Below are 23,931 nucleotides of genomic sequence, written 5' to 3'. Positions count from 1 at the left end.
GGGCGGCGTATCCGGACTCAGCCCAGGCGCCGGATCGGGGCACCGGCGAGCCAGGCCTCGATGTCCTCCACCGCCTGGGTGAAGAACGTCCGGTAGTTGCTGCGCGACACGTAGCCGAGATGCGGCAGGGCCAGCACGTTGGGCAGGCGCCGGAACGGGCTGTCGGCCGGAAGAGGCTCGGTCTCGAACACGTCGAGGCCGGCTCCCGCGATCCAGCCTTCCTCCAGGGCCTGGAGCAGCGCGGCCTGATCGACGATCGGCGCGCGCGAGGTGTTCACGAGAAAGGCGTCGCGGCGCATGCGGCGCAGCTCGGCGGCGCCGAGCAGGCCGCGCGTCCGGTCGCCCAGCACGAGGTGGATCGTGACGACGTCGCTCGCCTCCAGCAGGGCCTCCTTCGAGGCCGCCCGCTCCACCCCGGCGGCGGCGGCGCGGGCGTCGTCGAGATTCGGGCTCCAGGCGATCACCCGCATGCCGAAGGCGCGCCCGATCTCAGCCACCCGAGTCCCGATCTTCCCGAGGCCGAGGACGCCGAGGGTCGCACCCGCGAGGTCGGTGCCGATCGTGCTCTGCCAGGGGCCGCCTGCCCGCAGGGTCAGGCTCTCCGGCGCCACGTGACGGGCCAGTCCGAGGATCAGCGCCCAGGTCAGCTCCGTCGGCGGCGTCGGGCTCGAATCCGTGCCGCAGACGACGACGTTGCGCGCCCTGGCCGCCGCGAGGTCGATGGCGAGGTTGCGCATGCCGCTGGTCACGAGCAGCTCGAGCCGGGGCAGCCGCTCCAGCAGCGCCGCCGGGAACGGCGTCCGCTCCCGCATGATCACGAGGATCTCGGCCTGCGCGATCCGCGCCACGAGATCGTCGGGACTCGCGATGTGCTGGGCGATCGCGGAGACGGCGACGCGGTCGGAGAGGCGCGTCCAGTCCGCGAGCGCGAGAGCCGCCTGCTGGTAATCGTCGAGGATCAGGCAGGTGCGCATGAGAGGGGGTTAGGCCTCGGTGGAAGGTGCGTCAACGGTCGCCGTGCGACGACGCGCGGCGCCCTGTTCCCATGCGCCGGCCAGAGCCGCGAACGCTGCCGCCACGCCGGCGGCGCCGGGATCCTGGACACCGGCGAGGTCCCCGGCCGCCAGGTAGCTCGAGCGGCCCGCGCCGGCGCGCTCCATCCCGGCCGTGGCCTCGGCACCGGCCCGGGCGGCCGCCGCGGCGGCGGCCAGATCGCCGTTCTTCAGCGCCTCCACGGCTGGGATCAGGGCGTCGAGCAGGGTGCGGTCGCCGGCCTTAGCGCCGCCGTAGCCCTGGACGCGCGCCACCCCCTGCCCGAGAGCCTCGGGCCACGCGGCGCCGTCGGCGAGGGCCGAGGCCGTCGCGGCGAAGAAGATCGATCCGAGCACGCCGCTCGATCCGCCGACCGCGCGCCCGATCCGCTCGGCGAGCGCCCGGCACAGGGCCGCGGGTTCGGTCTGGGGCAGCCGGTCGAGATCGGCCTGGACGGCGCGGGCCGCGCCCGCGAAGGTCGTGCCGGCGTCGCCGTCGCCGACCTTGGCATCGAGGCTGTTCAGAGAACCCTCGGCCCGGATCAGGGCCTCGGCGACGGCCCGGATCCGGGCAGCGGTGACGGCGTCGTGCGACGGCGCGAAGGCCTCGCCCGCGAGCCCCTCGGGCACCGGCCGCAGGATCGGCGGCTCGACCCGGACCGCCGCGGGCCAGGCCGGGACCGGGACGGGCTCCGACAGGGCGCGCTCCAGCGCGTCGTCGAGCGGCAGGACCGACAGCGAGGCGCCGTGCATGTCGAGCGCCGTCATCAGCGGGGCGGGCCCGAGCAGCAGGCGGACGCGCCGGCCCAGATCGGTCGCGAGCACCGCCCGGGTGAGGATCTGCATCTCCAGGGCGGAGGCGGAGCCGAGATTGTTCACGAGCAGCGCCAGCCCGTCCGCGCCCGGGACGGACCGCGCGAGACGCTCGGCCATCATGCGGGCGAGCTCGCTGGCCTTGGGCAGGGCGATGCGCTCCGCGCCGGGCTCGCCGTGGATACCGAGGCCGAGTTCGGCCTGCCCCTCCGCCAGCCGCTCGCTGCGCGCCGAGCCGGGGATCGTGCAGGTCGAGACCGCGATGCCGAGCGACTTCGCCGCCCCGGCGGCCCGGCGGGCGAGCGCCGCCACGGTCTCGAGCGGTTCTCCGGCCTCCGCGGCGTGACCCGCCACCTTGTGCACGAACAGCGTCCCGGCGACGCCGCGGGGCTGCTTGGCGTCCGGGAGGGCGATGTCGTCCGACACGATCACGGTCTCGACCTTGTGGCCCAGCGCCCGGGCGCGCTCGGCGGCGAGGCCGAAGTTCAACCGGTCGCCCGCGTAGTTCTTGATGACGAGCAGGCACCCGGCCGGTCCCGTCACCGCGAGGATCCCGGCCAGGACCGCGTCGACGCTCGGCGAGGCGAAGACGTCGCCGCAGACGGCGGCGCTCAGCAGGCCCGGCCCGACGAAGCCGGCATGGGCCGGCTCGTGACCGGAGCCGCCGCCGGAGACGACCGCGACCTTCCCGGAATCCGGAGCGGCGCGGAGAACGACGCGGATGCCCGGGTCGCCGTCGAGCCGCGCCAAGCGTCCGCCGCTGGCCGCGACGAGGCCGTCGACCGCATCGTTGACCAGGGTGGAGCGGGCGTCGATGAAATGGGCCATGGCGTGACCTTCGATGGGGCCGGCCCGCGATTCTGCGCCGGCGGATCCGCGCGCATTGTCCGCGCTGTCGAGCCCTGCTGGCAACGGTCTCCGTCCCCGCGAGCAGAGCGAAGCGATCCGGGCAGCGCCACGCCGACCGACGTCCCGCTGCCCTGGCTCGCTTCGCCGCGCTCGCTAGAACGATGGTCTGACGCGTCCCCTCACTCCTTCACGGCGCCGGTGAGCGCGGACACGTAGTACTCGACGAAGAACGAGTAGAGGATCACCAGCGGCAGCGAGCCGAGCAGCGCGCCGGCCATCAGCGAGCCCCACTTGTAGACGTCGCCGTCCACGAACTCGCTCACCACGGCGATGGGCACCGTCTTGTTCTGCGTCGAGGACAGGAAGGTCAGCGCGTAGATGAACTCGTTCCAGCACAGGGTCAGCGAGAAGATCCCCGCCGAGATCAGCCCCGGGAAGGCGAGCGGCAGGATGATCTTGGTGAGGATCTGCCACCGGCTGGCGCCGTCCATCAGCGCGCATTCCTCGAGCTCGTAGGGGATGGTCTTGAAGTAGCCCATCAGGAGCCAGGTCGAGAACGGGATCAGGATCGTCGGATAGGCGAGGATCAGGGCGATCGGCGAGTCGAACAGGCCGTAGGCCTGGATGATCGTGGCGAGCGGGATGAACAGGATGGAGGGCGGCACAAGGTAGGCGAGGAAGATCGCCGCCCCGACCCAGCCGGCGCCCCGGTAGCGCACGCGGACGCACGCGTAGGCGGCGAGCACGCTCGCGAACAGCGACAGCACGGTCGCCGCCACCGACACGTACATCGTGTTCCAGAGCCAGCGCGGATACTGCGTCTCGAAGAGGAGCTTGTTGATGTGCTTGAGCGTCGGGTCCACGACCCAGAACGGGTTGAACCGCTCCATATCGATCAGCTGCTCGTCCGGTTTGATGGCGGTGAGCGCCATCCAGTAGAACGGGAACAGCAGCACGGCGAGGATGATGAGGAGCGGCAGGTAGGTCGTCACGAGCCGCCGCGGCAGGCGCTCGAGATAGGCCATCCCCTCCGAGTTGTCGGTGAGCCCGGCGGGTTGGGCCGCGAGGACGGGGGCGAGGTGCGGGTCGGCGTGGGCCGGCGGTGCGGGCGCGCTCATCGGTCGGACTCCCCGGACTGCCAAGCCCTTCGCTGCAGGCCGAACCACGAGATGCCGATGGCCGCGAGCAGGAACGGCACCATGGCGGTGGCGATGGCCGCGCCCTCGCCGAGCGTCCCCGAGAGGATGCCGCGCTGGTACGAGAGGGTCGCCATCAGGTGGGTGGCGTTCACCGGACCGCCGCGCGTCATCGCCCAGATCAACTGGAAGTCGGTGAAGGTGAACAGCACCGAGAAGGTCATGACCACGGCGATGATCGGGGTCAGGAGCGGCAGGGTGATCCGCGAGAAGATCTGCCAGTTCGAGGCGCCGTCGAGCGTCGCGGCCTCGTAGAGCGAGGGCGAGACCGTCTGGAGACCGGCGAGCAGCGTGATGGCGATGAACGGCACGCCCCGCCAGATGTTGGCGAAGATCACGCAGGCGCGCGCCATGGCCGGCTCGCCGAGGAAGTCGATGTTGCCGTCGATCACCCCGAGATGCCGCAGCGACCAGGAGATGATCGAGAACTGGCTGTCGAAGATCCACCAGAACGCGATGGCCGACAGAACCGTCGGCACCACGAACGGGATCAGCACGATCGACCGGATGATCGACTTGAACGGCATGTTCTTGTTGAGCAGCAGCGCGAGATAGAGGCCGACGCCGAACTTCACCACGGACGCCACCGCCGTGTAGAGGCAGGTGTTGAACACCGAGAGCCAGAAGACGTCGTCGTCCCAGAGCCACTCGTAGTTCTCGAGACCGACGAAGACGCCCTCGCGGCCGATCCGCGCGTTGGTGAAGGACAGCCAGATACCCTTCAGGAGCGGGTAGGCCAGGAACAGGCCGAGGATCAGCGCCGTCGGCAACATGAACCAGAACCCCGCCCAGCCCCGGCTCGCGCGCACGCGCTGCCAGGCCGAGCGGGTCGGGATTGCGGCCGGGGCGGGCTGCGTCAGGGCCGTGTGCGCCATGGTCTCGCCTCCGGCGGGTGGGGTCAGGTGTTCCGGAAGATGCGGGTGGCGGCGCGCTCGGCGTTCTTGATGGCGCCCTTCACGTCCTCGCGGCCGGTGCAGTGGCTGGCGAACATGTCGACGATGACGAAGTCGGCGAGCACCGCGGCGATGCGCTCGCTCACCGGCGCGAGGCCGCCCGCCGCCAGGGAGCGCCGGCCCGCCTCGGCGAAGACCGCGTTCTTCGGGTCGCTCGTCCAGATCGGGTTCTTCGGGTAGTTCGACAGGGGCTCGCAGAGGTAGCCCTGCGCCGCCTCCAGCCAGGGATTGTAGTTCGCCGCCTCCATCATGAAGGCGATGAAGGCCTTACAGGCGTTCGGCGCCTTCGAGTACTTGAAGGCCAGGATCGGGAAGGCGAGCTGGAACTCGGTGGGCTTGCCGACGGGTCCGATCGGCCAGACCGCGTGGTCCATGTCCTCGGCGAGCTTCGGGTTGTCCTTCTTGGCCGCCGCGTAGATCGAGATGCCGTTGTTGGTCAGGTAGAGGTCGCCGGCCAGGAAGGCCTTGTTGTTCGACGAGTCGTTCCACGACACCGTGCCGGGCACGAAGGTCTCGTACAGGGACTTGACGTACTCGAGCGCCTTGGCGGTCTCGGGCGAGTTGATGACGATCTTCTCGTTGGCGTCGACGAGATTGCCGCCGTGGGACCAGAGCGCCCAGTGGCACCACGTGTTGCCGTCGCCGGTGGCGTGGCCGAGGGCGAAGCCGGCCGGCGTGTTGTTCTTCTTCAGGCCGCGACAGAGCTCGAGGAAGCCCGCGGTGTCGGTGGGGAACTTGTCGAACCCGGCCTTCTTCATCGCCGAGATGCGGTAGTTCGGGTAGCCGCCGTTGAACGCCACGGGGATCGCGATCCACTTGCCCTTGACCTTGCCGTAGGCCTCCGCGGACGGGAACCAGGGGCCGTACTTCTTGGCCAGGGACTCGGCCACGTCCTCGAGCGGCAGGCACTTGTCGGGGAAGAGCGCCGGGAACGAGAACAGGCCCCAGACCATGTCGGGCCCCTGCCCGGTATTGGCGGCGACCGACGCCTTGGGCTGGATGTCGTCGAAGGACTCGTTGCTCACCGTGACCTTGACGCCCGTCGCCTTGGTGAAGGCGTCGACCAGCTTCATGAAGGCCTCGTCCTCGGCCGGAACGAAGCGCTTCCAGCGCAGGAGCGACAGGCTCGCTCCCGGCTCGGGCTTCCATTCCGCGGTCTGCGCCCAGGCCCTGGCGAAGCCGAGGAGGTCGCCGCTGGCGGCGAGGCCGGCCGCGGCGGCGCCCGCGAGGAGGGACCGGCGATCGAGAACGGACATCGTTTCTTCTCCCTCGGTGATCCTGTTTCTGAGGGCGCCGCGCGCCCCGATCCCGCGCCGGATCCGACGCGGGTCAGCTCGGCAGGCGACGGCCGGTCTCGGCGTCGAAGAAGTGCACGCGGTTCGGCCGCAGGGAGACGGTCTCGCCCGGCCGCTCGCGCACGCGCTCCCGCAGCACGCAGGTGAGATCCTGGCCTCCGGCCCGCACCGCCAGCATGGTCTCGGAGCCGGTCGGCTCCACGACGACGACCTCCGCGGCGATCCCGTCGGGCGCGAGGTCGAAATGCTCGGGGCGGACGCCGAGGATGAGCGGCCGCCCGTCGACGCCGGCAGGCGCGTCGGCGAGCGGGATCGACAGGCCGGTCTCGGTGCTGAAGGTGAGGCGCCCGTTCGCCCGGACCCGGCCGGGCACGAAGTTCATGGCCGGCGAGCCGATGAAACCCGCGACGAACAGGTTGTCGGGCCGGTCGTAGAGTTCGAGGGGCGGCCCGATCTGCTCCACGACCCCGTCGTGCATCACGACGATCCGGTCGGCCATGGTCATGGCCTCGATCTGGTCGTGGGTGACGTAGATGGTCGTGGTCTTCAGGCGCTGGTGCAGCTCCTTGATCTCGGTGCGCATCGCCACGCGCAGCTTGGCGTCGAGGTTGGAGAGCGGCTCGTCGAACAGGAAGACCTGCGGGTCGCGCACGATCGCCCGGCCCATGGCGACGCGCTGGCGCTGGCCGCCGGAGAGCTGGCGCGGGTAGCGGTCCAGCAGGTGGGTGAGCCCGAGAATCTGCGCGGCCTTGTTGACCCGGAGGTCGATCTCGGAGGCGGGCGCCTTCCGGATCCGCATCGAGAACGCCATGTTCTCGCGAACCGTGAGATGCGGGTAGAGGGCATAGTTCTGGAACACCATGGCGATGTCCCGCTCCTTGGGCGGCACATCGTTCACCACGCGCTCCCCGATGCGGATCTCGCCGCCGGAGATATTCTCGAGCCCGGCGATCATCCGCAGGAGCGTCGATTTCCCGCATCCGGACGGGCCGACCAGGATCACGAATTCACCGTCCCGGATATCCACGGACACGCCGTGCAGGACATTCGTCGATCCGAAAGCCTTGCGAACCTCGCGGATTCCCACCGAGGCCATGCTTCCTCCCGATCAAGGCCACTCTATCGGCGGCTCTAAGTCGGCAGTACAAAGGAGCGGCCGGGGGAAAGCAAGCGGGCGCCCCGGCAAAGCTACAGATAATCTTGGATCTGTCAGGCGGACCCGCCCGGCGCCCGTGACGAGCGGGGCCCGGTGAAACATGCGGCGGGATGACGGGCCGCCCGGAATGCTATGGGATCGCGCGCCGGCCGCGGAGCCGGCACCGGGCCCGTCACGCGGCCGTCGCGCGGGCGGACATCCAGGGGACGTGAGCACATGTCGTTATCGGGCCTGACCGCGCGGGAGATCCTGCCCGCCGACGGATGCCGGGGCGCCCTCGTGGGCCGGGTGTGGCGGCCGGACGTGGCCGGTCCGAGCGTCGTGGCGATCCGCGCCGACGCGGACGGCGCGGCCCGAATCCTCGACGTCACCGCCGCCTTCCCGACGGTCAGCGACCTGTGCGAGGCCCCGGATCCCGCCGCCGCCCTGCGCGGCGCCGGGGGCGAGGACCTCGGCAGCCTCGACGCGACCCTGGCCAACACGCCGCCGGACGGGCGCGACACCAGCCGGCCGTGGCTCTTGGCGCCGGTCGACCTGCAGGCCCTGAAGGCGGCGGGCGTGACCTTCGCCACCTCGATGCTGGAGCGAGTGATCGAGGAGCGCGCCCGCGGCGATCTCGCTGCCGCGGCGGCGATCCGCGCCGAGGTCGAGCGCCTGGTCGGCCGCGACCTGCGCCGACTCAAGCCCGGCTCGCCCGAGGCCATGGCCCTCAAGGAGGTGCTGGTCGCGCAGGGCGCCTGGAGCCAGTACCTGGAAGTCGGCATCGGCCCGGACGCCGAGATCTTCACCAAGGCGCAGCCGCTCTCGGCCGTCGGCTGCGGCGCGGACGCGGGCCTGCACCCGGACTCGCACTGGAACAACCCCGAGCCCGAGGTGGCGCTGGCGGTCGCCTCCGACCAGCGGATCGTCGGCGCGACGCTGGCCAACGACGTGAACCTGCGCGACTTCGAGGGGCGGTCGGCGCTGCTCCTCGGGAAGGCCAAGGACAACAACGCCTCCTGCGCCCTGGGACCGTTCGTGCGCCTGTTCGACGGGACGTTCGGTCTCGACCACGTCCGCCGCACCACCGTGACCCTCGAGGTCACCGGCACGGACGGCTTCCGGCTGGAGGGCACCTCGCCGCTCTCCGAGATCAGCCGCGATCCGGAGGAACTGGCGGACGCGCTGATGGGGCGGACGCACAATTATCCCGACGGCGCCCTCCTCCTCCTCGGCACCATGTTCGCGCCGATCCAGGATCGGCACGGCCCGGGGCTCGGCTTCACCCACGCCGACGGCGACCGCGTCGTGGTGGCGAGCCCGGAGCTCGGCAGCCTCGTCAACCGCATGCGCCCGTGCGACGCCTGCGAACCCTGGACCTTCGGCGCCCGCGCGCTGATGCGGAATCTCGCCGCGCGCGGGATTCTGTGACAGAGCGGCGACCGGACCGAGCCCCGAGAGCATGCCGATGACCGACACCGCCTTCCTCGACCGCCTCGCCGCGATCGTCGGACCGTCCGGTCTCGTCACCGGCGCGGAGCTGCGCGGGCGCTCGGCCAACTGGACGCGCCCGACCGAGCCGTGCGCCGCCCTGGCGCTGGTGCGCCCGCGCAGCACGGAGGAGACCAGCGCCGTCATGGCCACCTGCCGCGCGGCCGGCGTCGCCGTGGTCCCGCGCGGCGGCGCCACCGGCCTCGTCGACGGCACGCTCTGCCAGCCCGACGAGATCACCCTGTCGACCGAGCGCATGACCGGCATCGAGCCGGTGGATCCGCTCGGCATGACGGTGGTGGTCGGCACCGGCGCCACCCTCGAGAGCGTGCAGGACGCCGCGTCCGCGGCGGGCCTGTTCTTCCCCCTCGATCTCGGGGCCCGCGGCTCGGCGACGGTCGGCGGCGCGATCTCCACCAACGCCGGCGGCCTGCGGGTGCTGCGCTACGGCATGATGCGCGAGATGGTGCTCGGCCTGGAGGCGGTGCTCGCCGACGGCACGGTGGTGTCGTCCATGCGGCCGCTCATCAAGAACAACACCGGGCTCGACCTCAAGCAGCTCTTCCTCGGCACCGAGGGCACGCTGGGCATCGTCACGCGGGCGGTCATCCGCCTGCGGCCGGAGCCCGCCGGCTACGCGACGGCGCTGATCGCGTGCCCCGGAGTCGACGACGGCGCGCGGGTGCTGCGGGCGGCGCAGAGCGCCTTCCAGGGGCGTGTCTCCTCGTTCGAGGGCCTGTGGCCCGACTTCTACCGGCTGATGACCGCGCCCGGGCGCGCGACCCCGCGGCTCGGTCCGGACTACCCGTTCTACGCGATCATCGAGGTCGAGTGCGTCCCCGAGGAATCGGACCGGTTCCTGGGCCTGCTGGAAGGTCTGATGGGCGACGGCACGATCCTCGACGCCGTGGTCGCCGCCTCGGAGGAGCAGCGCCGCGGCATGTGGCGGATCCGCGACCGCGTCGAACACCTGAACGCCGACGGGATCGACCGGGCCTTCGACGTGAGCGTGCCGCTCGCGCGGATGGACGGCTACGTCCGCGGCGCGCTCGACCGGCTCGCGGCGATCCCGGGCTGCCGGGCGGTCGTCTACGGCCATATCGGCGACAACAACCTGCACTGGAACACCACCCGCCTCGACGCCGCCGGCAACGCGGCGATCGACGCGGCGATCTACGAGCCGCTGGCGAAGCTGAACGGCTCCGTCTCGGCGGAGCACGGGATCGGGCTCGAGAAGCGGGCCAAGCTGAAGCTGTCGCGCTCGCCCGAGGAGATCGCCGTCATGCGGCTCGTGAAGCGGGCGCTCGATCCGGACAACCGGCTGAATCCGGGCAAGATCTTCTGAGGGCTCCGCCGTGGCGATCCGCCTGGCGGTGCGCCTCACGCCGCGCGGGGGGCGCGACGCCGCGGAGGGCTGGGCCCGCGACGAGAAGGGGCAGCCCTACCTGAAGGCCCGCGTCGCCGCACCGCCGGTCGAGGGCGCGGCCAACGGGGCGCTGGTCGCGCTGATCGCCAAGGCGCTGAAGGTCAGTCGCGGCTCGGTCCGCATCGTCACCGGCGATCAGAGCCGGCTGAAGATACTGGAGATCGACGGCGTCGCGCAGGCGGATCTGGACCGCGTGTTCGGGTCTCCCTGAGGCTTCTCGACGTCTTTGCGAGGCAGCGAAGCAATCTAGAAGCGCCCAGGCCTCAGATGGCGCGCTACACTGGATTGCTTCGCTGCGCTCGCAAGGACGGAAGAGCCTGAACGTCAGCTGGTCCTGGACGATGCGTCCCACCTTCCAGGACGCATCATCCATCGACTGATCGGTCAGAACGCGACCTTGTCGCCGCCCTTCAGCGCCAGGATCTCCCGCGCCTCGTCGGGCGAGGCGACCGCGAGGCCCAGCCCCTCGATGATCGCGCGCACGCGCCGGACCTGCGCGGCGTTGGTCTCGGCGAGCTTGCCCGGACCGTCCCAGAGGCTGTCCTCCAGTCCGACGCGGACGTTGCCGCCCATCGCGGCCGCCATGGCGGCGATGTTCATCTGGTTGCGGCCCGCCCCGAGCACCGACCAGCGGTACTGGTCACCGAAGAGACGGTCGGCGGTGCGCTTCATGTGCATGACGTCGTCCGGATGCGCGCCGATGCCGCCCTGGAGGCCGAACACCGTCTGGATGAACAGCGGCGCCTGCACGAGACCACGGTCGAAGAAGTATTTGAGATTGTAGAGATGCGCGGTGTCGTAGCACTCGAACTCGAACTTGGTGCCGTTCGGTCCGCAGGTCGTCAGGATGTGCTCGATCTGGCCGAACGTATTGCGGAAGATGATGTCCTTGTTGCCGAGATAGTCCCGCTCCCACTGGTGCTTCAGGTCCTTGAAGCGGTCGAGCATGCCGAAGAGACCGAAATTCATCGAGCCGAGATTCAGCGAGGCGACCTCCGGCTGGAAGGTCGCGGCCGGACGGACCCGCTCCTCGATCGACATGGTCGGCGCGCCGCCGGTGGTGATGTTCACCACGCAGTTCGAGCGCTGCTTGATCACCGGCAGGAACTTGGCGAAGGCCTCGGGAGTCTGGTCGGGCTGGCCGTTCTCCGGGTTGCGGGCGTGCAGGTGCACGATGGCCGCGCCCGCCTCGGCGGCGCCGATGGCGGCGTCGGCGATCTCCTCGGGCGTCACCGGCAGGTGCGGCGACATGCTCGGCGTGTGGATCGCGCCCGTCACCGCGCAGGTGATGATGACTTTCCGCTGTGAGGCCATGCTCAGTCCTTCCGTGAAGCCTTGTGGGCGCGGAGCGCCGCCAGCCGCGAATCGCGGCGGTTCATGCGTGCGGGCAGATCGGTCGGCGGCCGCCAGTTGGCCAGGATGGCTTCGGTGGCCGGTGCCTCGTAGACCGAGGGCGGCGCCGGGTCGGCGGCGAGGCTCTTGTAGAAGCCCGTGTAGCGCGCGCAGTAATCGGCGATGCCGCCCGGCGCGTTGAGCTCGATCGTCTCGAACGGACCCATGAAGCTCCAGCGCAGGCCGAGGCCGTCCGCGACGGTCTTGTCGAGATCCTGCGGGGTGACGTAGCCCTCCGAGGCGAGGCGGAACGCCTCCGCCAGCAGGGCGCCCTGGAGCCGGTTGAGGATGAAGCCCTCGATCTCCTTCAGCACGGTGATCGGCACCTGCCCGATCTGCTCGTAGACCTGCCGGGCCCGGTCCAGCGCGTCGGGGGCCGTCCACGGTGCGCCGGAGATCTCCACCAGCGGGATCAGGTGCGGCGGATTCACCGGATGGCCGATCAGGCAGCGCGCCCGACCCGGCAGATCCTCGGTGAACAGGGAGCAGCGGATCGCCGAGGAGGACGAGGCGATGACGGCCTCCCGCGGCGCCGCGGCGTCGAGGTCCGCGAAGAGGCTCCGCTTCACCTCCAGCCGCTCCGGCCCGTTCTCCTGCACGAAGGCGACGCCGTCGAGGGCGGCCGCGAGGGTGCCGGCCGCGCGGATGCGCCCCGCGGCGGCCGCAGGGTCGGCGCAGAGGTCATGCGCCGCGAGCGTCCGCAGCCCCTCGGCGCAGAGCGGGATCGCGGCCTCGGCGACGCCCGCCGCGGGATCGAACAGGCGCACGTCCCAGCCGGCGCGGGCGAAGATCATCGCCCAGGCCCGGCCGATCAGGCCGGCGCCGACGATCGCGACGCTCTCGGTCATAGCCACAGCACCTTCCGCCTCAGCTCCTGATCCTCGCGCAGGAGACGCGACGCGCCCGTCCACTGCACGCTGCCGCGCTCCAGGGCCACCGTCCGGTCCGACAGCGCCAGCGCGAGGTCGAGGTGGTGGTCCACCAATATGATCGCGATCTCGCGGCGCAGCCGGTCGAAGGCCTCGAACAGCTCCTCCGTCACGGCCGGCGACAGGCCCTCGAAGGGCTCGTCGAGCAGGAGGAGCCGCGTGTCCCCCGAGAGGGCCCGCGCCACCGCGACCATCTGCTGCTCGCCGCCGGACAGGCGGGCCGCGTCGACGGTCCATCGCTCCTTCAGGCGCGGGAAGAATTCGAGGACCTTCTCCTCGTCCCAGTGGATGCCGGCGCCGGTGAGCCGCCGCAGGCGGCCGAGGCCCAGATTCTCCGCGACGGTCATGCCGGCGAACAGGGCCCGCCCCTGCGGCACGTAGCCGATCCCGAGCCGGGCGATCCGGTCGGGCGACAGACCGGCGATGTCCTTGCCGCCGAGCACGATCCGGCCGGCGGCCGGCGGCGCGGTGCCGATCAGCGTCTTGAGCAGGGTCGACTTGCCGGCGCCGTTGCGTCCGAGGAGCGCCACGACCTCGCCCCGACGGACCGCCAAGTTCACCCCGTTGAGGATGTGCGACTTGCCGTAGAAGGTGTCGACGCCCTCCATGGCGAGCAGCGTCTCGGCCTCGGCGGCGCTGGCGCGCGGCTTCGCGGCGATCGCCGCCGTGCCCGAGCCGAGATAGACCGCCTGCACCCGGTCGTCGTCCCGGGCGTCCGCGACCGAGCCGTCGACCAGTACGGCGCCGTCGGCCATCACGGTCACCCGGTCGGCGAGGCGGAAGACGCGGTCGATGTCGTGCTCGACGAGCAGCACCGGAATGTCGGCCGACAGCGCCTTGATGAGATCGCCGACGCGCTCGCGCTCGGCGGCCGCGAGGCCCGCGAGCGGCTCGTCGAGGAGCAGGACGCGCGGCCGCGTGGCCAGCGCCAGACCCATGTCGAGGAGCCGCTGCCCGCCGTAGGACAGGCTGCCGGCCTCGGCCCGCTCGATGCCGGACAGGCCGGTCCAGCGCAGCAGCTCGGCGGTGTCGTCGGCGATCTCGCGGACGGCCAGCGCGTCTCGCCAGGGGCTGAAATGCGCGGCGTGCCGGGCCTGCACCGCGAGGCGGACGTTCTCCTCCACGGAGAGGCCCGGGAACAGGTTGGTGATCTGGAACGAGCGGCCGATCCCGGCCCGGGTGATGGCGTGCGGCTCCAGGCCGGCGATCTCGCTTCCGTCGAGGCGGATGCTGCCGCCGCTCGGCCGGAACATCCCCGAGAGCAGGTTGAAGGCGGTCGTCTTGCCGGCGCCGTTCGGTCCGATCAGGGCGTGGAGCGTCCGGTCGGCGACCGCGAAGGACACGCCGCGCACCGCCTTCACGGGCCCGAAACTCTTCCGGATGTCGTCGGCGACCAGAACCGGGCCGTCGCCGCGCCCCTCCGCGATGAAGCGGGCCGGGACGCGGCCCGAGGCGCCGGCGCGACGGGCCGACATGGCCGCACCCTCGGACGGGACGCGCCGGAACGGCTTCATGAGGCGCGCCGCGATGCCGACCAAGCCGTCCGGCGAGAACACGATGAAGGCGACGAACAGCAGGCCGAAGTACAGAAGCCAGTCGGCGGTGTAGATCGACAGGAACTCGCGGAACAGGATGTAGAACAGCGCGCCGAGCGCCGGCCCGAGGAACGAGCGCATCCCGCCGATCACCACCATGGCGAGCAGCTCGCCCGAGAACGCGATGGAGATCGGGTCGGCCGAGGTGAAGCGGTGGCTGTAGGCGGCGAGCGCGCCCGCCAGCCCGGTGATCGTCGCCGAGATCACGAAGGCCGCGAGCTTGTAGCGGTTGGTGGCGTAGCCGAGGAAGCCGGCGCGCTGCTCGTTCTCGCGGATCGCCACCAGGACGGTGCCCATCGGCGAGCGCCGGAAGCGCCACAGGGCGATCAGCACCGCGAAGGCGATGCCGGACACCGCGGCGTAGTAGGCGCCGGGCTCCTGCAGCGCCGCCCAGCGGTGCAGGTTGCCGATGCCGTTCTCGCCGCCGGTGAGGTCGGTCCACCGGAACGCGATGGCGTAGAGCATCGCCGTGAAGGCGAGCGTCAGGAGCGAGAAGTAGACGCCGCGCCGCCGCAGGATCAGGCCGCCGGCGGCCAGGGCCGCGCATCCGGTGATCGCCAGGGCGCCGAGGAGCGGCAGCGCCATGTCGCCGGGAAAGAGCCGTGTCTGCAGGATCGCCACCGCGTAGGCGCCGATCCCGAACCACGCCCCGTGGCCGAACGAGGTGAGCCCGGTCCAGCCGACCAGGATGTTGAGTCCCAGCACCGCCAGGGCGAAGATCACCACGTCGGTGGCGGTGATCAGCGTCAGGCCGATCGCGTCGAGGGCGAAGGGCAGGACGATCAGCGCGGCGAGCGCGGCCCAGAGCTGGCGGCTCTCGCGCAGGATCAGGCCGCGCTGCGGCAGGGCGAGCGGCAGCGGCTCGGCGGTTCCGGACATGGGACGCTCTCCGCTCACTCGAACCGGGCGATGTGCTCGCCGAACAGGCCGCGCGGGCGCAGCAGCAGGACGAGCACCATGAGGGCGTAGACGGCGGCCTCGGTGGCCGGCGGGTAGGCGTAGGCGGTGAGGCCCCGGACCACGCCGACGATCAGCGCGGCGAGCACCACGCCCCAGAACGAGCCGAGACCGCCGATCACCACCACCACGAAGGCGAAGGTCAGGATCTCGGCGCCCATGGCGGGCTGCACGCCCGTGACTGGCGCCATCATGGTCCCGGCGAGCGCCGCGAGCCCCACCGCGATCGTCACCACCGCCGTCATGTAGGGCCGGAGCGAGATGCCCAGCGCCGCGACCATGTCGGGGTTCTGCACGCCGGCCCGGACCACGCGCCCGAAGCTGGTCCGCGTGAGCAGCAGCCACAGGCCGGCGACGCAGGCGAGGGCCACCACGAGGATCGAGAGCCGGTAGCGCGAGTAGATCAGGTCGCCGATGAAGACCTGCCCGCGCAGCCACGGCGGGATCCCGAACGGCACCGGCGCCGCCCCGAAGGCCATGCGCAGCGCCTGCTCGGCCACCATGGCGAGCCCGAAGGTGAGGAGGAGGCCGAGCGTCGGGTCGCCGCGGTAGAAGCGCCGCAGCAGGAACCGCTCGATCAGCAGGCCGAGCACCGCCACCGCCAGCGGCGAGGCGACGAGGGCGCCGCCGAAGCCGATGGTCGGCGTCAGCAGCACGGTCATGTAGGCGCCGATCGCGTAGAAGGCGCCGTGGGCGAGGTTCACGATCCCGCCCAGGCTGAAGATCAGCGACAGGCCCAGCGCGATCAGCAGGTACTGCACGCCGATCAGCAGGCCGTTGAGCACCTGCTCCAGGATGAAGACGAGCTGCATGGCCGCCTCACGCCGGGAAGGTGCAGGCGTTCTCGTCGCGGGTGGTGGCGAGCACTTCCAGGCTCTCGCCGGGGCCGGGCAGCGGGCCGGTCGAGGTGAAGATGTCGAAAGGGTTCTTGACCTGATCCGCCGGCAGGGCGGTGATCGCGAACATCTCCTGCATCAGCTCGTGGTCCCAGGGGCGGAAATAGCCCTCGCGGACCTTCGCGATGTCGAACTTGGCGCCCGATTCGAGGTGCTCCACGACCTTGATCGACTCGGTCGATTTCAGCTCGTTCATGGATTGCGCGACGATCTTCATCGCGGTGTAGTCGCCCCAGCCCTGGTTCTCCGGCGGCTTCTTGTACTTGGCCTTGAAGGCGGCGACGAACTTCTTGGCCGAGGGCGAGTCGATCTGGTGATGCCAGATCACCGGCCACGTACCGAGGAAGTTGCCCGGCCCGGCGCCCCAGGCGAGCGCCGTGTCGAAGCCGAATCCGGCGACCGGGAACGGCAGGCCGAACTCGCTGTACTGCTTGAGGAAGTTGGTGATCTGCGCGCCCGCGAGGTTGCAGATCACGAGGTCCGGCTTGGCCTGACGGAGCTTCAGCAGGAACGGCGAGAAGTCGGTCAGCTCGGTGGGGATCAGGTCCTCGCCCACGAGGGTGGCGTCGTTGGCCGCGAAGTACTTCTTCGCCTGCTTCAGGAGATCGTGGCCGAAGGCGTAGTCGGCCGTGAGCGCGTAGACCTTGCGGCCCTTGATCAGGCCCCGGTCGAGCAGCGCCCGCCCGCAGGCGCGCACCATCATGGTGTTCTGCGACTCGACGTGGAACATGAAGCGCTTGCAGTCGGAGCCGCGCAGCGCGTCCGAGTTGGCGCCGGTGTTGATGAACAGGATCTTCTCCCGCTGGGCGACCTGGCTGATCGCCAGCGCGGAGGCCGAGTTGATCTCGCCGACGAGGCAGGCCACGCGGTCGCGCTGGACCATGCGCTCGGCCTTGGCCGAGGCGGTCTGCGGATTGACGCTGTCCTCCGAGAGCAGCTCGACCTTCCGGCCCGCGATGCCGCCGGCGGCGTTGATCTCCTCCACCGCGAGCTGGGCCGCCTGCACGGCGAACTCCCCGAGCGGGCCGAGGAAGCCCGTGCGCGGCGTCAGATGGCCGATCCGGATCACCTCCGACTGTCCCTGAGAGAGCGCCGGGCTCGCGAGGGCCGGCGCGAGGAGCGCCGCGCCGCCGGCGCGCAGAAGGCTGCGGCGAGAAAGGGAATCCCCGTACCGGTCCGTCATCGTTCCGCTCCCGTGCGTGTCCTCCAGCCGGGTTGTTGCGGCGGGCTCTGACGGCCCTCACCCGAACTGTGATCACAGATCACTAGCGCGATAGTGCCGGATCCGTCTAGTGTCGGCACATGAATTCCACCCTGGCCCTCGCCGAACTGCCCCAGCTCGCGCGGCGGACCCTGTCCGATACCGTCTACGAGGCCCTGTCGGACCTCCTCGCCTCGGGGCGGCTGGCGCCGGGCGACCGGCTGTCCCTGCGCCAGAGCGCGGCGGCCCTCGGCGTCTCGGTCATGCCGGTGCGCGAGGCGGTGAGCCGGCTCGCCGCGGACGGCGTGCTGGAAGTGGCGCCGAATCGGGTGATCCGGGTACCGGTCATGGGGGCCCCGGCTTTCCGCGCCCTCGTCGAGACACGCATCGCGGTCGAGGGCATCGCTGTGGCGCGGGCCGCCGAGCGTCGGACGGCGGCCGAGCTCGCGGCGATCCGGCGCGCCGAGGCGGCCTTCCGGGCCGAGGCCGAGGCGCCGGAGCCCGACAGGGCGCGGGCCGTTCAGCTCAACCGCGACCTGCATTTCGCGATCTACGGCGCCTGCGGGCTCGGACCCCTGCAGGAGATCATCGCCCGCCTCTGGTTGAAGGCGGGTCCGGTGATCAACCTGGATTTGCGCGCCCATCCGGAACGCCTGCTCCAGGGCTTCGCGCTCCGGCGGCACGCCGAGGCCGTGGCGGCCATCGAGGCTCGGGACGGCGCGGCGGCCGCGGCCGCGATCGCGGCCGACATCCGGGAGGCCGCGGAGTTCATCTTGACCCGCGGCGGCCTGCGGGACGTTCAGGGAGAGGACTGACCATGGATCTGGGAATTGCCGGCCTGCGCGTCGTGGTGACGGCGGGCGCTGCCGGGATCGGCCGCGGGATCGTCGACGCGTTCGTGGAGGAAGGCGCGCGCGTCTTCGCCTGCGATATCGACGCTGAGGCCCTGGCCGCACTGCCCGACACCGTCGGGCGCAGCCGCACCGACGTCGCCGACCGCGACGCCGTCGCCGCGATGATGGACCAGGCGGTCGAGTTCCTCGGGGGCCTCGACGTGCTGGTCAACAATGCCGGGATCGCCGGCCCGACCGGCCGGGTCGAGGAGATCGCCCCCGAGGACTGGGACCGCTGCCTCACGGTCTGCCTGACCAGCCAATTCAACTGCGCGCGGCTGGCGGTGCCGCACCTCCGCCAGAGTGCCAACGCCTCGATCGTCAACCTCTCCTCGGCCGCGGGCAAGTTCGGATTCGCCCTGCGCAGTCCGTACGCGGCCGCCAAATGGGGTGTGATCGGCTTCACCAAGTCCCTGGCGATCGAGCTCGGCGGCGCGGGGATCCGGGTGAACGCGATCCTGCCAGGTCTCGTCGCCGGGGATCGCCAGCGCCGGGTGCTCGAATCGAAGGCCCAGCAGCAGGGCACGAGCTTCGCCGACATGGAGGCGCGGGCGTTCTCGTTCGTGTCGGTGAAGGAATACGTCACGGCGCGGCAGCTCGCCGACCAGATCCTGCTGCTCTGCTCGCCGCGCGGCCGGACGATCTCGGGGCAGGCCATCTCCATCGACGGTGACACGCGGATGCTGTCCTGAAATCAATCCAGCGTCGACGGTGCTGCGGCTGATTACCCGCCGGAGTATTGCAAGATCGAGCCCGCGGCGCCGCGACCGATGTCGCGACGCCCGCGGCGGCAGCGGAACACAGAAGCCGGATCGCCAGCGCCGGCCCCAGGATGCGAGGAAGCGACCATGAGCGACAAACGCCGGATCACGCCCGCCGACCTGCGCTCGAAGGCCTGGTTCGACAACCCCCACAACCCGGGCATGACCGCCCTCTACCTGGAGCGCTACCTCAATTACGGCCTGACGCCGGAGGAGCTGCGGTCGGGCAAGCCCCTGATCGGCATCGCCCAGACGGGTTCCGACCTCTCACCCTGTAACCGCCACCACATCGAGCTCGCCAAGCGGGTGCGGGAGGGGATCACGGCGGCCGGCGGCGTCGCCTTCGAGTTCCCCTGTCACCCGATCCAGGAGACGGGGAAGCGGCCGACCGCGTCGCTCGACCGCAACCTCGCCTACCTGTCCCTGGTGGAGGTTCTGTACGGCTACCCGCTCGACGGGGTCGTGCTGCTGACCGGATGCGACAAGACCATGCCGGCGTGCCTGATGGCGGCGGCGACGGTCAACATCCCGGCGATCTCGCTGAATGTCGGGCCGATGCTCAACGGCTATTTCCACAAGGAGCTGACCGGCTCGGGCACGATCGTCTGGAAGGCGCGCGAGCGGCACGCGGCGGGCGACATCGACTTCCAGCAGTTCATGGACATCGTCGGGTCGTCGGCACCCTCGACCGGCCATTGCAACACCATGGGCACCGCCTCGACGATGAACGCCCTCGCCGAGGCGCTCGGGCTCGCCCTGCCCGGCTCGGCGGCGATCCCGGCGCCGTACCGCGAGCGCGGCCAGGCCGCCTACGCCACCGGGCAGCGGATCGTCGAGATGGTCTGGGAAGACCTGAAGCCGTCCGACATCCTCACCCGCGAGGCCTTCGAGAACGCCATCGTGGCCAACGCCGCGATCGGCGGGTCGACCAACGCGCCGATCCACATCAACGCCATCGCCAAGCATATCGGCGTGCCGCTGAGCTGCGACGACTGGGAACGGGTCGGGTTCGAGATCCCGCTCCTGGTGGACATGCAGCCTGCCGGCCGCTGGCTCGGCGAGGAGTATTTCCGCGCGGGCGGCCTCCCGGCGGTCTTCGCCGAGCTGATCGAGGCCGGGAAGGTCCACGAGGGCGCCCTGACCTGCAACGGCCGGACCGTCGGCGAGAATTACCGCGGACGGCACAGCTGGAATCGCGACGTGATCCGCGCCTACGATGCGCCGCTGATGGAGCGCGCGGGCTTCCTGAACCTCAAGGGGACGCTGTTCGACTCGGCGATCATGAAGACCTGCGTGATCTCCGAGGAATTCGCAGCCCGCTACCTGCGCAATCCGAACGACCCGATGGCCTTCGAGGGCCGCGTCATGGTGTTCGACGGTCCGGAGGATTACCACACGCGGATCGACGACCCGGCGCTCGACATCGACGAGACCACCATCCTGATCATGCGCGGGGCCGGTCCGATCGGCTATCCGGGGGCCGCCGAGGTGGTGAACATGCAGCCGCCCGGCGCCCTGATCCGGCGCGGCGTCACCTCCCTGCCCTGCATCGGCGACGGCCGGCAATCCGGCACCTCCGGAACGCCCGCCATCCTGAACGCCTCACCCGAGGCGGCCGCAGGGGGCGGGCTTGCGCTGCTGCAGACCGGCGACCGCATCCGCATCGACCTCAACCGACGGAGCGCCGACATCCTGCTGCCGGCGGAGGAACTCGCCCGCCGGCGCGCGGATCTGGCGGCGCGCGGCGGCTATCCCTACCCGGCGACTCAGACGCCCTGGCAGGAGATCTACCGCGATCAGGTCGAACAGCTCGACCAGGGCATGGTGATGAAGGGGGCGGTGAAGTTCCAGAAGGTCGCGCAGGCCTCCGGGGTCCCGCGGGACAACCACTGAGGCCGTTTCCGAATCGCGATCGGTTCGGCGGACGCGGCGCCGGACGTGCCGGGTCGCCGCGGAATTGAAAAACGCCGCGCGCCGGGCGACGATCGCGGCGTCCTTCGGGGCATGCCGCCGCGCAGGGCGCCGGCAGACCTCCCGGCGCGACGCCGCGGCCGGTTTGCTCCGCAGTGAATTTTGAATACATTTCCCGGCGGGTGGGCGCGTCCCATCCCGGGAGGGATCGATCGTGACGGAAGCGAGGGCGCATGCCCCGACGCCGCGTGCCGCGGCGCGGCTGGATGCCGGATTGCCGCGCAGGCTGGCGGAGCAGCTCCAGGGTGAGGCGCGCTTCGACGCGTTCACCCGCGGGCGCTACAGCACCGACGCGTCGATCTACCAGATCATGCCGGCCGGTGTGGTGCTGCCACGCTCCGCCGCCGACATCGCCGCGACCCTGCGCATCGCTGCCGAGCACGACGCGCCGGTGATCCTGCGCGGCGGCGGCACCTCGCAGAACGGCCAGCCGATCGGGTCGGGGCTCGTGGTCGACTGCTCGCGGTACTTCAACGGCGTCCTGGCCTACGACGCGGAGGCCGGCACGATCACGGTCGAGCCCGGCATGGTGCTGGAGCGCCTGAACACCCGGGTGAAGGCCGACGGCTGGTTCTTCCCGGTCGAGCCTTCGACGGCGACCCGCTGCACCATCGGCGGCATGGCGGGCAACAATTCTTGCGGGGCCCGCTCCCTGCGCTACGGCAAGATGAGCGACAACGTTCTGGCGATCGAGGCGCTGCTCCACGACGGTGAGGCCTTCGGCTTCGGCCTGACCGGCAACGCTCATCCGGGCGTGAACGGATCGGATCGGGCCGCGGCGCTGGCCGCGCGGATGCGCGGCCTCGCCGAGGATCACCGCGCCGAGATCGAGGCGCGCTACCCCAAGGTTCAGCGCCGTGTCGGCGGCTACAACCTCGATGCGCTGATCGAGGCCCAGCCGAACCTCGCGCACCTGCTCGTCGGTTCCGAGGGCACGCTGGCCGCGACCACCGCGGTGACGCTGAAGCTCTCGCGCCTGCCGACGCACCGGGTGATGGGCGTGTGCCACTTCCCGTCCTTCCGGGCCGCCATGGAGACGACGCGGCACATCGTCGGCCTAGACCCGGTGGCGGTCGAGCTCGTCGACAACAACGTCCTCGTGCTCGGCGCCGACATCCCGCTGTTCCGCACGACGCTCGCCGACATCACCAAAGGCAAGCCGAACTGCCTGCTCCTGACCGAGTTCGCCGGAGACGACCTCGCGACCCTCCGGCGCGACCTGGAGCGACTCGACGCCTGCATGGCCGATCACGGCTTTCCGGACGCCGTCGTGGAGGTGGTCGAGCCCGCCCGCCAGAGATCGGTCTGGGAGGTCCGCGAGGCCTGCCTCAACATCATGATGTCGATGAAGGGGGACGCCAAGCCGGTCTCCTTCATCGAGGACTGCGCCGTCCCGCTGGAGCACCTCGCCGACTACACGGACGCGGTGACGGAGGTCTTCACCAAGAACGGCACCCGCGGCACGTGGTACGCCCACGCCTCGGTCGGTTGCCTGCATGTCCGCCCGATCCTCGACATGAAGGACGCCGGCGATGTCCGGCGGATGCGGGCGATCGCGGAGGAGACCTCCGAGCTGGTGCGTCGCTACAAGGGTTCGTATTCCGGCGAGCACGGCGACGGCATCTCGCGCTCGGAATTCGTGGAGCCGCTCTTCGGCGCGACCCTCACCCGCGCCTTCGAGACCGTGAAGGACGCGTTCGACCCGGACAACCGACTCAACCCCGGCAAGATCGTGCGGGCGCCGAAATTCGACGATCGCAGCCTGTTCCGGTTCAAGCCGGACTACGCGGTCTCGGCCCCGATGAAGACCGCTCTGGACTGGTCGGACTGGGGCGGCTTCGGCTCCGCCGTCGAGATGTGCAACAACAACGGCACCTGCCGGAAGCTCGCCGGCGGCGCGATGTGCCCCTCCTACCGGGCCACCGGGGAGGAGCAGCACCTGACCCGCGGGCGGGCCAATTCGCTGCGGCTCGCCATCTCGGGCCAGCTCGGAAAGGACGCCTTCACCAGCCCGGAGATGAAGCGCACCCTCGATCTCTGCGTGTCCTGCAAGGCCTGCCGCCGCGAGTGCCCGACCGGCGTCGACATGGCCAAGATGAAGATCGAGTTCCTGCACCACTACCACGCCCGCCACGGGCTTCCCCTGCGGGAGCGCCTCATCGCGGCGATGCCGCTCTATGCCGGGGCCGCCGCGAAGCTGGCGCCGCTCCTCAATCTGCGGGACCGATACCCGGCCCTCGCCGCCCTGTCGGAGCGACTCGCCGGCCTCTCGGCCAAGCGCTCGCTGCCGCGCTGGCGCCGGCCCTGGAGCGAGCAGGGCGAGCCCGCCCACGCGCAGGACGTCGTCGGGGATTACCGCGACGTGATCCTGTTCGGCGACACCTTCAACCGCGCCTTCGAGCGGGAGAACCTCGAGGCGGCCGAGCGCGTGCTGCGGGCCGCGGGCTACCGGCTGCACCGGATCTACCCGTCCCGCGGCCGGCGTCCCCTCTGCTGCGGCCGGACCTGGCTCTCCGCCGGCCAGACCGACCGGGCGCGCCAGGAGGCGCGCCGCACCGTCGACGCGCTGCTGCCGTTCCTCCGCGCGGGCGCCCGCGTGGTCGGCCTGGAACCGTCCTGCCTGCTCACCTTCCGGGACGAGTTCGCAGCGCTGCTGCCGGGCGCGGACTCGGCGCTGCTGGCCGAGCGGTCGTTCCTGTTCGAGGAGTTGCTGGCGACCGACCTGACGGTGGGCCGGATCGCGCTGCCGTTCGCCGACCAGGGCGGCCGCGTCGCGCATCTGCACGGGCACTGCCACCAGAAATCCTTCGGCGCGATGGGCTCGGTCGAGACGGTGCTCCGGGCGGTCCCGGGGCTCAACCTGCGGGTCATCGAATCGAGTTGCTGCGGGATGGCGGGCGCCTTCGGCTACCGGCCGGAATCGATCGAGACGTCCTTCGCGATGGCGGAGCTGTCGCTGTTCCCCGCCCTGCGCGCCGCCGGGCCCGACGATCTCGTGGTCGCCGACGGGACGAGCTGCCGCCATCAGATCCACGACGGGCTGGGTCTCCGGGCGGAACATGTGGCTCGCGTGTTGGATCGGGCCCTCGCGCCTCGACACTCCATTGCCGGGCACCTACACATAGACCACAGGTCGCACTGACCTGA

18 protein-coding genes are annotated in these 23,931 nt (G+C 70.9%); 7 read left to right on the top strand and 11 right to left on the bottom strand.

Annotated features, from left to right (window positions below; all coding sequences use genetic code 11):
• Nucleotides 1-17: 17 nt before the first annotated feature.
• From ACTJK8_RS16805 to ACTJK8_RS16780, 6 genes are all read right to left on the bottom strand, one after another.
• Nucleotides 18-974, bottom strand: coding sequence for a D-2-hydroxyacid dehydrogenase family protein (locus ACTJK8_RS16805; RefSeq protein WP_440762245.1), 957 nt, complete (start codon nt 972-974; stop codon nt 18-20).
• A gap of 9 nt (nt 975-983) precedes the next feature.
• Nucleotides 984-2,672, bottom strand: coding sequence for a dihydroxyacetone kinase subunit DhaK (locus tag ACTJK8_RS16800; RefSeq protein ID WP_440762244.1), 1,689 nt, complete (start codon nt 2,670-2,672; stop codon nt 984-986).
• 200 nt (nt 2,673-2,872) lie between these two features.
• On the bottom strand, nt 2,873-3,811 hold the full coding sequence (locus ACTJK8_RS16795; RefSeq protein ID WP_012319843.1) for a carbohydrate ABC transporter permease: 939 nt from the start codon (nt 3,809-3,811) through the stop codon (nt 2,873-2,875).
• On the bottom strand, nt 3,808-4,764 hold the full coding sequence (locus ACTJK8_RS16790) for a carbohydrate ABC transporter permease (protein ID WP_012319844.1): 957 nt from the start codon (nt 4,762-4,764) through the stop codon (nt 3,808-3,810). Before ACTJK8_RS16790 ends, ACTJK8_RS16795 begins: the two co-directional genes overlap by 4 nt.
• 23 nt (nt 4,765-4,787) lie before the next feature.
• Nucleotides 4,788-6,098, bottom strand: a complete 1,311-nt coding sequence (locus tag ACTJK8_RS16785) for an ABC transporter substrate-binding protein (RefSeq protein ID WP_440762243.1) — start codon at nt 6,096-6,098, stop codon at nt 4,788-4,790.
• 73 nt (nt 6,099-6,171) lie between these two features.
• The gene (locus ACTJK8_RS16780; protein WP_029357517.1) at nt 6,172-7,233 is read right to left on the bottom strand and encodes an ABC transporter ATP-binding protein; all 1,062 of its coding nucleotides are present in this window, start codon (nt 7,231-7,233) and stop codon (nt 6,172-6,174) included.
• Nucleotides 7,234-7,509: 276 nt separating this feature from the next.
• Here ACTJK8_RS16780 and ACTJK8_RS16775 point away from each other — a divergent pair, with 276 nt between their 5' ends.
• The 3 genes from ACTJK8_RS16775 to ACTJK8_RS16765 are packed head-to-tail and all read left to right on the top strand — an operon-like array spanning nt 7,510 to nt 10,400.
• Nucleotides 7,510-8,703, top strand: coding sequence for a fumarylacetoacetate hydrolase family protein (locus tag ACTJK8_RS16775; protein ID WP_440762242.1), 1,194 nt, complete (start codon nt 7,510-7,512; stop codon nt 8,701-8,703).
• Between the two features lie 37 nt (nt 8,704-8,740).
• Nucleotides 8,741-10,108, top strand: a complete 1,368-nt coding sequence (locus ACTJK8_RS16770; RefSeq protein ID WP_440762241.1) for an FAD-binding oxidoreductase — start codon at nt 8,741-8,743, stop codon at nt 10,106-10,108.
• Between the two features lie 10 nt (nt 10,109-10,118).
• On the top strand, nt 10,119-10,400 hold the full coding sequence (locus ACTJK8_RS16765; protein ID WP_024829646.1) for a DUF167 family protein: 282 nt from the start codon (nt 10,119-10,121) through the stop codon (nt 10,398-10,400).
• Between the two features lie 173 nt (nt 10,401-10,573).
• Here the strand turns inward: ACTJK8_RS16765 and ACTJK8_RS16760 are convergent, their stop codons facing one another.
• From ACTJK8_RS16760 to ACTJK8_RS16740, 5 genes are read right to left on the bottom strand one after another with little or no spacing between them, the layout of a single operon-like run.
• Nucleotides 10,574-11,503, bottom strand: a complete 930-nt coding sequence (locus ACTJK8_RS16760; protein WP_012319850.1) for a 3-keto-5-aminohexanoate cleavage protein — start codon at nt 11,501-11,503, stop codon at nt 10,574-10,576.
• 2 nt (nt 11,504-11,505) lie between these two features.
• Nucleotides 11,506-12,429, bottom strand: a complete 924-nt coding sequence (locus ACTJK8_RS16755) for a 3-hydroxyacyl-CoA dehydrogenase (protein WP_440762240.1) — start codon at nt 12,427-12,429, stop codon at nt 11,506-11,508.
• Entirely contained in the window at nt 12,426-14,984 is a 2,559-nt protein-coding gene (locus ACTJK8_RS16750; RefSeq protein WP_043372810.1) for a branched-chain amino acid ABC transporter ATP-binding protein/permease, read from the bottom strand. Before ACTJK8_RS16750 ends, ACTJK8_RS16755 begins: the two co-directional genes overlap by 4 nt.
• Before the next feature lie 14 nt (nt 14,985-14,998).
• The gene (locus ACTJK8_RS16745) at nt 14,999-15,874 is read right to left on the bottom strand and encodes a branched-chain amino acid ABC transporter permease (protein WP_012319853.1); all 876 of its coding nucleotides are present in this window, start codon (nt 15,872-15,874) and stop codon (nt 14,999-15,001) included.
• Nucleotides 15,875-15,881: 7 nt separating this feature from the next.
• Complete coding sequence (locus ACTJK8_RS16740) at nt 15,882-17,141, bottom strand: ABC transporter substrate-binding protein (protein ID WP_012319854.1); 1,260 nt, start codon at nt 17,139-17,141, stop codon at nt 15,882-15,884.
• Between the two features lie 119 nt (nt 17,142-17,260).
• On the opposite strand from ACTJK8_RS16740, the gene ACTJK8_RS16735 reads away from it, so the two are divergent.
• The 4 genes from ACTJK8_RS16735 (at nt 17,261) to ACTJK8_RS16720 (ending at nt 23,926) form a co-directional block, all read left to right on the top strand.
• Nucleotides 17,261-17,974 (top strand): GntR family transcriptional regulator, encoded by a 714-nt coding sequence (locus ACTJK8_RS16735; RefSeq protein WP_012319855.1) that lies wholly within the window; start codon nt 17,261-17,263, stop codon nt 17,972-17,974.
• A 2-nt stretch (nt 17,975-17,976) separates the two neighbouring features.
• Nucleotides 17,977-18,744 (top strand): SDR family oxidoreductase, encoded by a 768-nt coding sequence (locus ACTJK8_RS16730; RefSeq protein WP_029357525.1) that lies wholly within the window; start codon nt 17,977-17,979, stop codon nt 18,742-18,744.
• Nucleotides 18,745-18,900: 156 nt separating this feature from the next.
• Nucleotides 18,901-20,706, top strand: coding sequence for an IlvD/Edd family dehydratase (locus ACTJK8_RS16725; protein ID WP_012319857.1), 1,806 nt, complete (start codon nt 18,901-18,903; stop codon nt 20,704-20,706).
• 232 nt (nt 20,707-20,938) lie between these two features.
• Nucleotides 20,939-23,926 carry an FAD-binding and (Fe-S)-binding domain-containing protein gene (locus tag ACTJK8_RS16720; RefSeq protein ID WP_440762239.1) on the top strand — a complete coding sequence of 996 codons (2,988 nt, stop codon included), beginning with the start codon at nt 20,939-20,941 and terminating at the stop codon, nt 23,924-23,926.
• Nucleotides 23,927-23,931: the final 5 nt, after the last annotated feature.

This window comes from Methylobacterium sp. 22177 (genome assembly GCF_052045615.1).
GTDB classification, from domain to species: domain Bacteria; phylum Pseudomonadota; class Alphaproteobacteria; order Rhizobiales; family Beijerinckiaceae; genus Methylobacterium; species Methylobacterium radiotolerans.
Note: the sequence above shows the minus strand (reverse complement) of the source record. Positions and strands in the feature narration are given on the sequence as shown.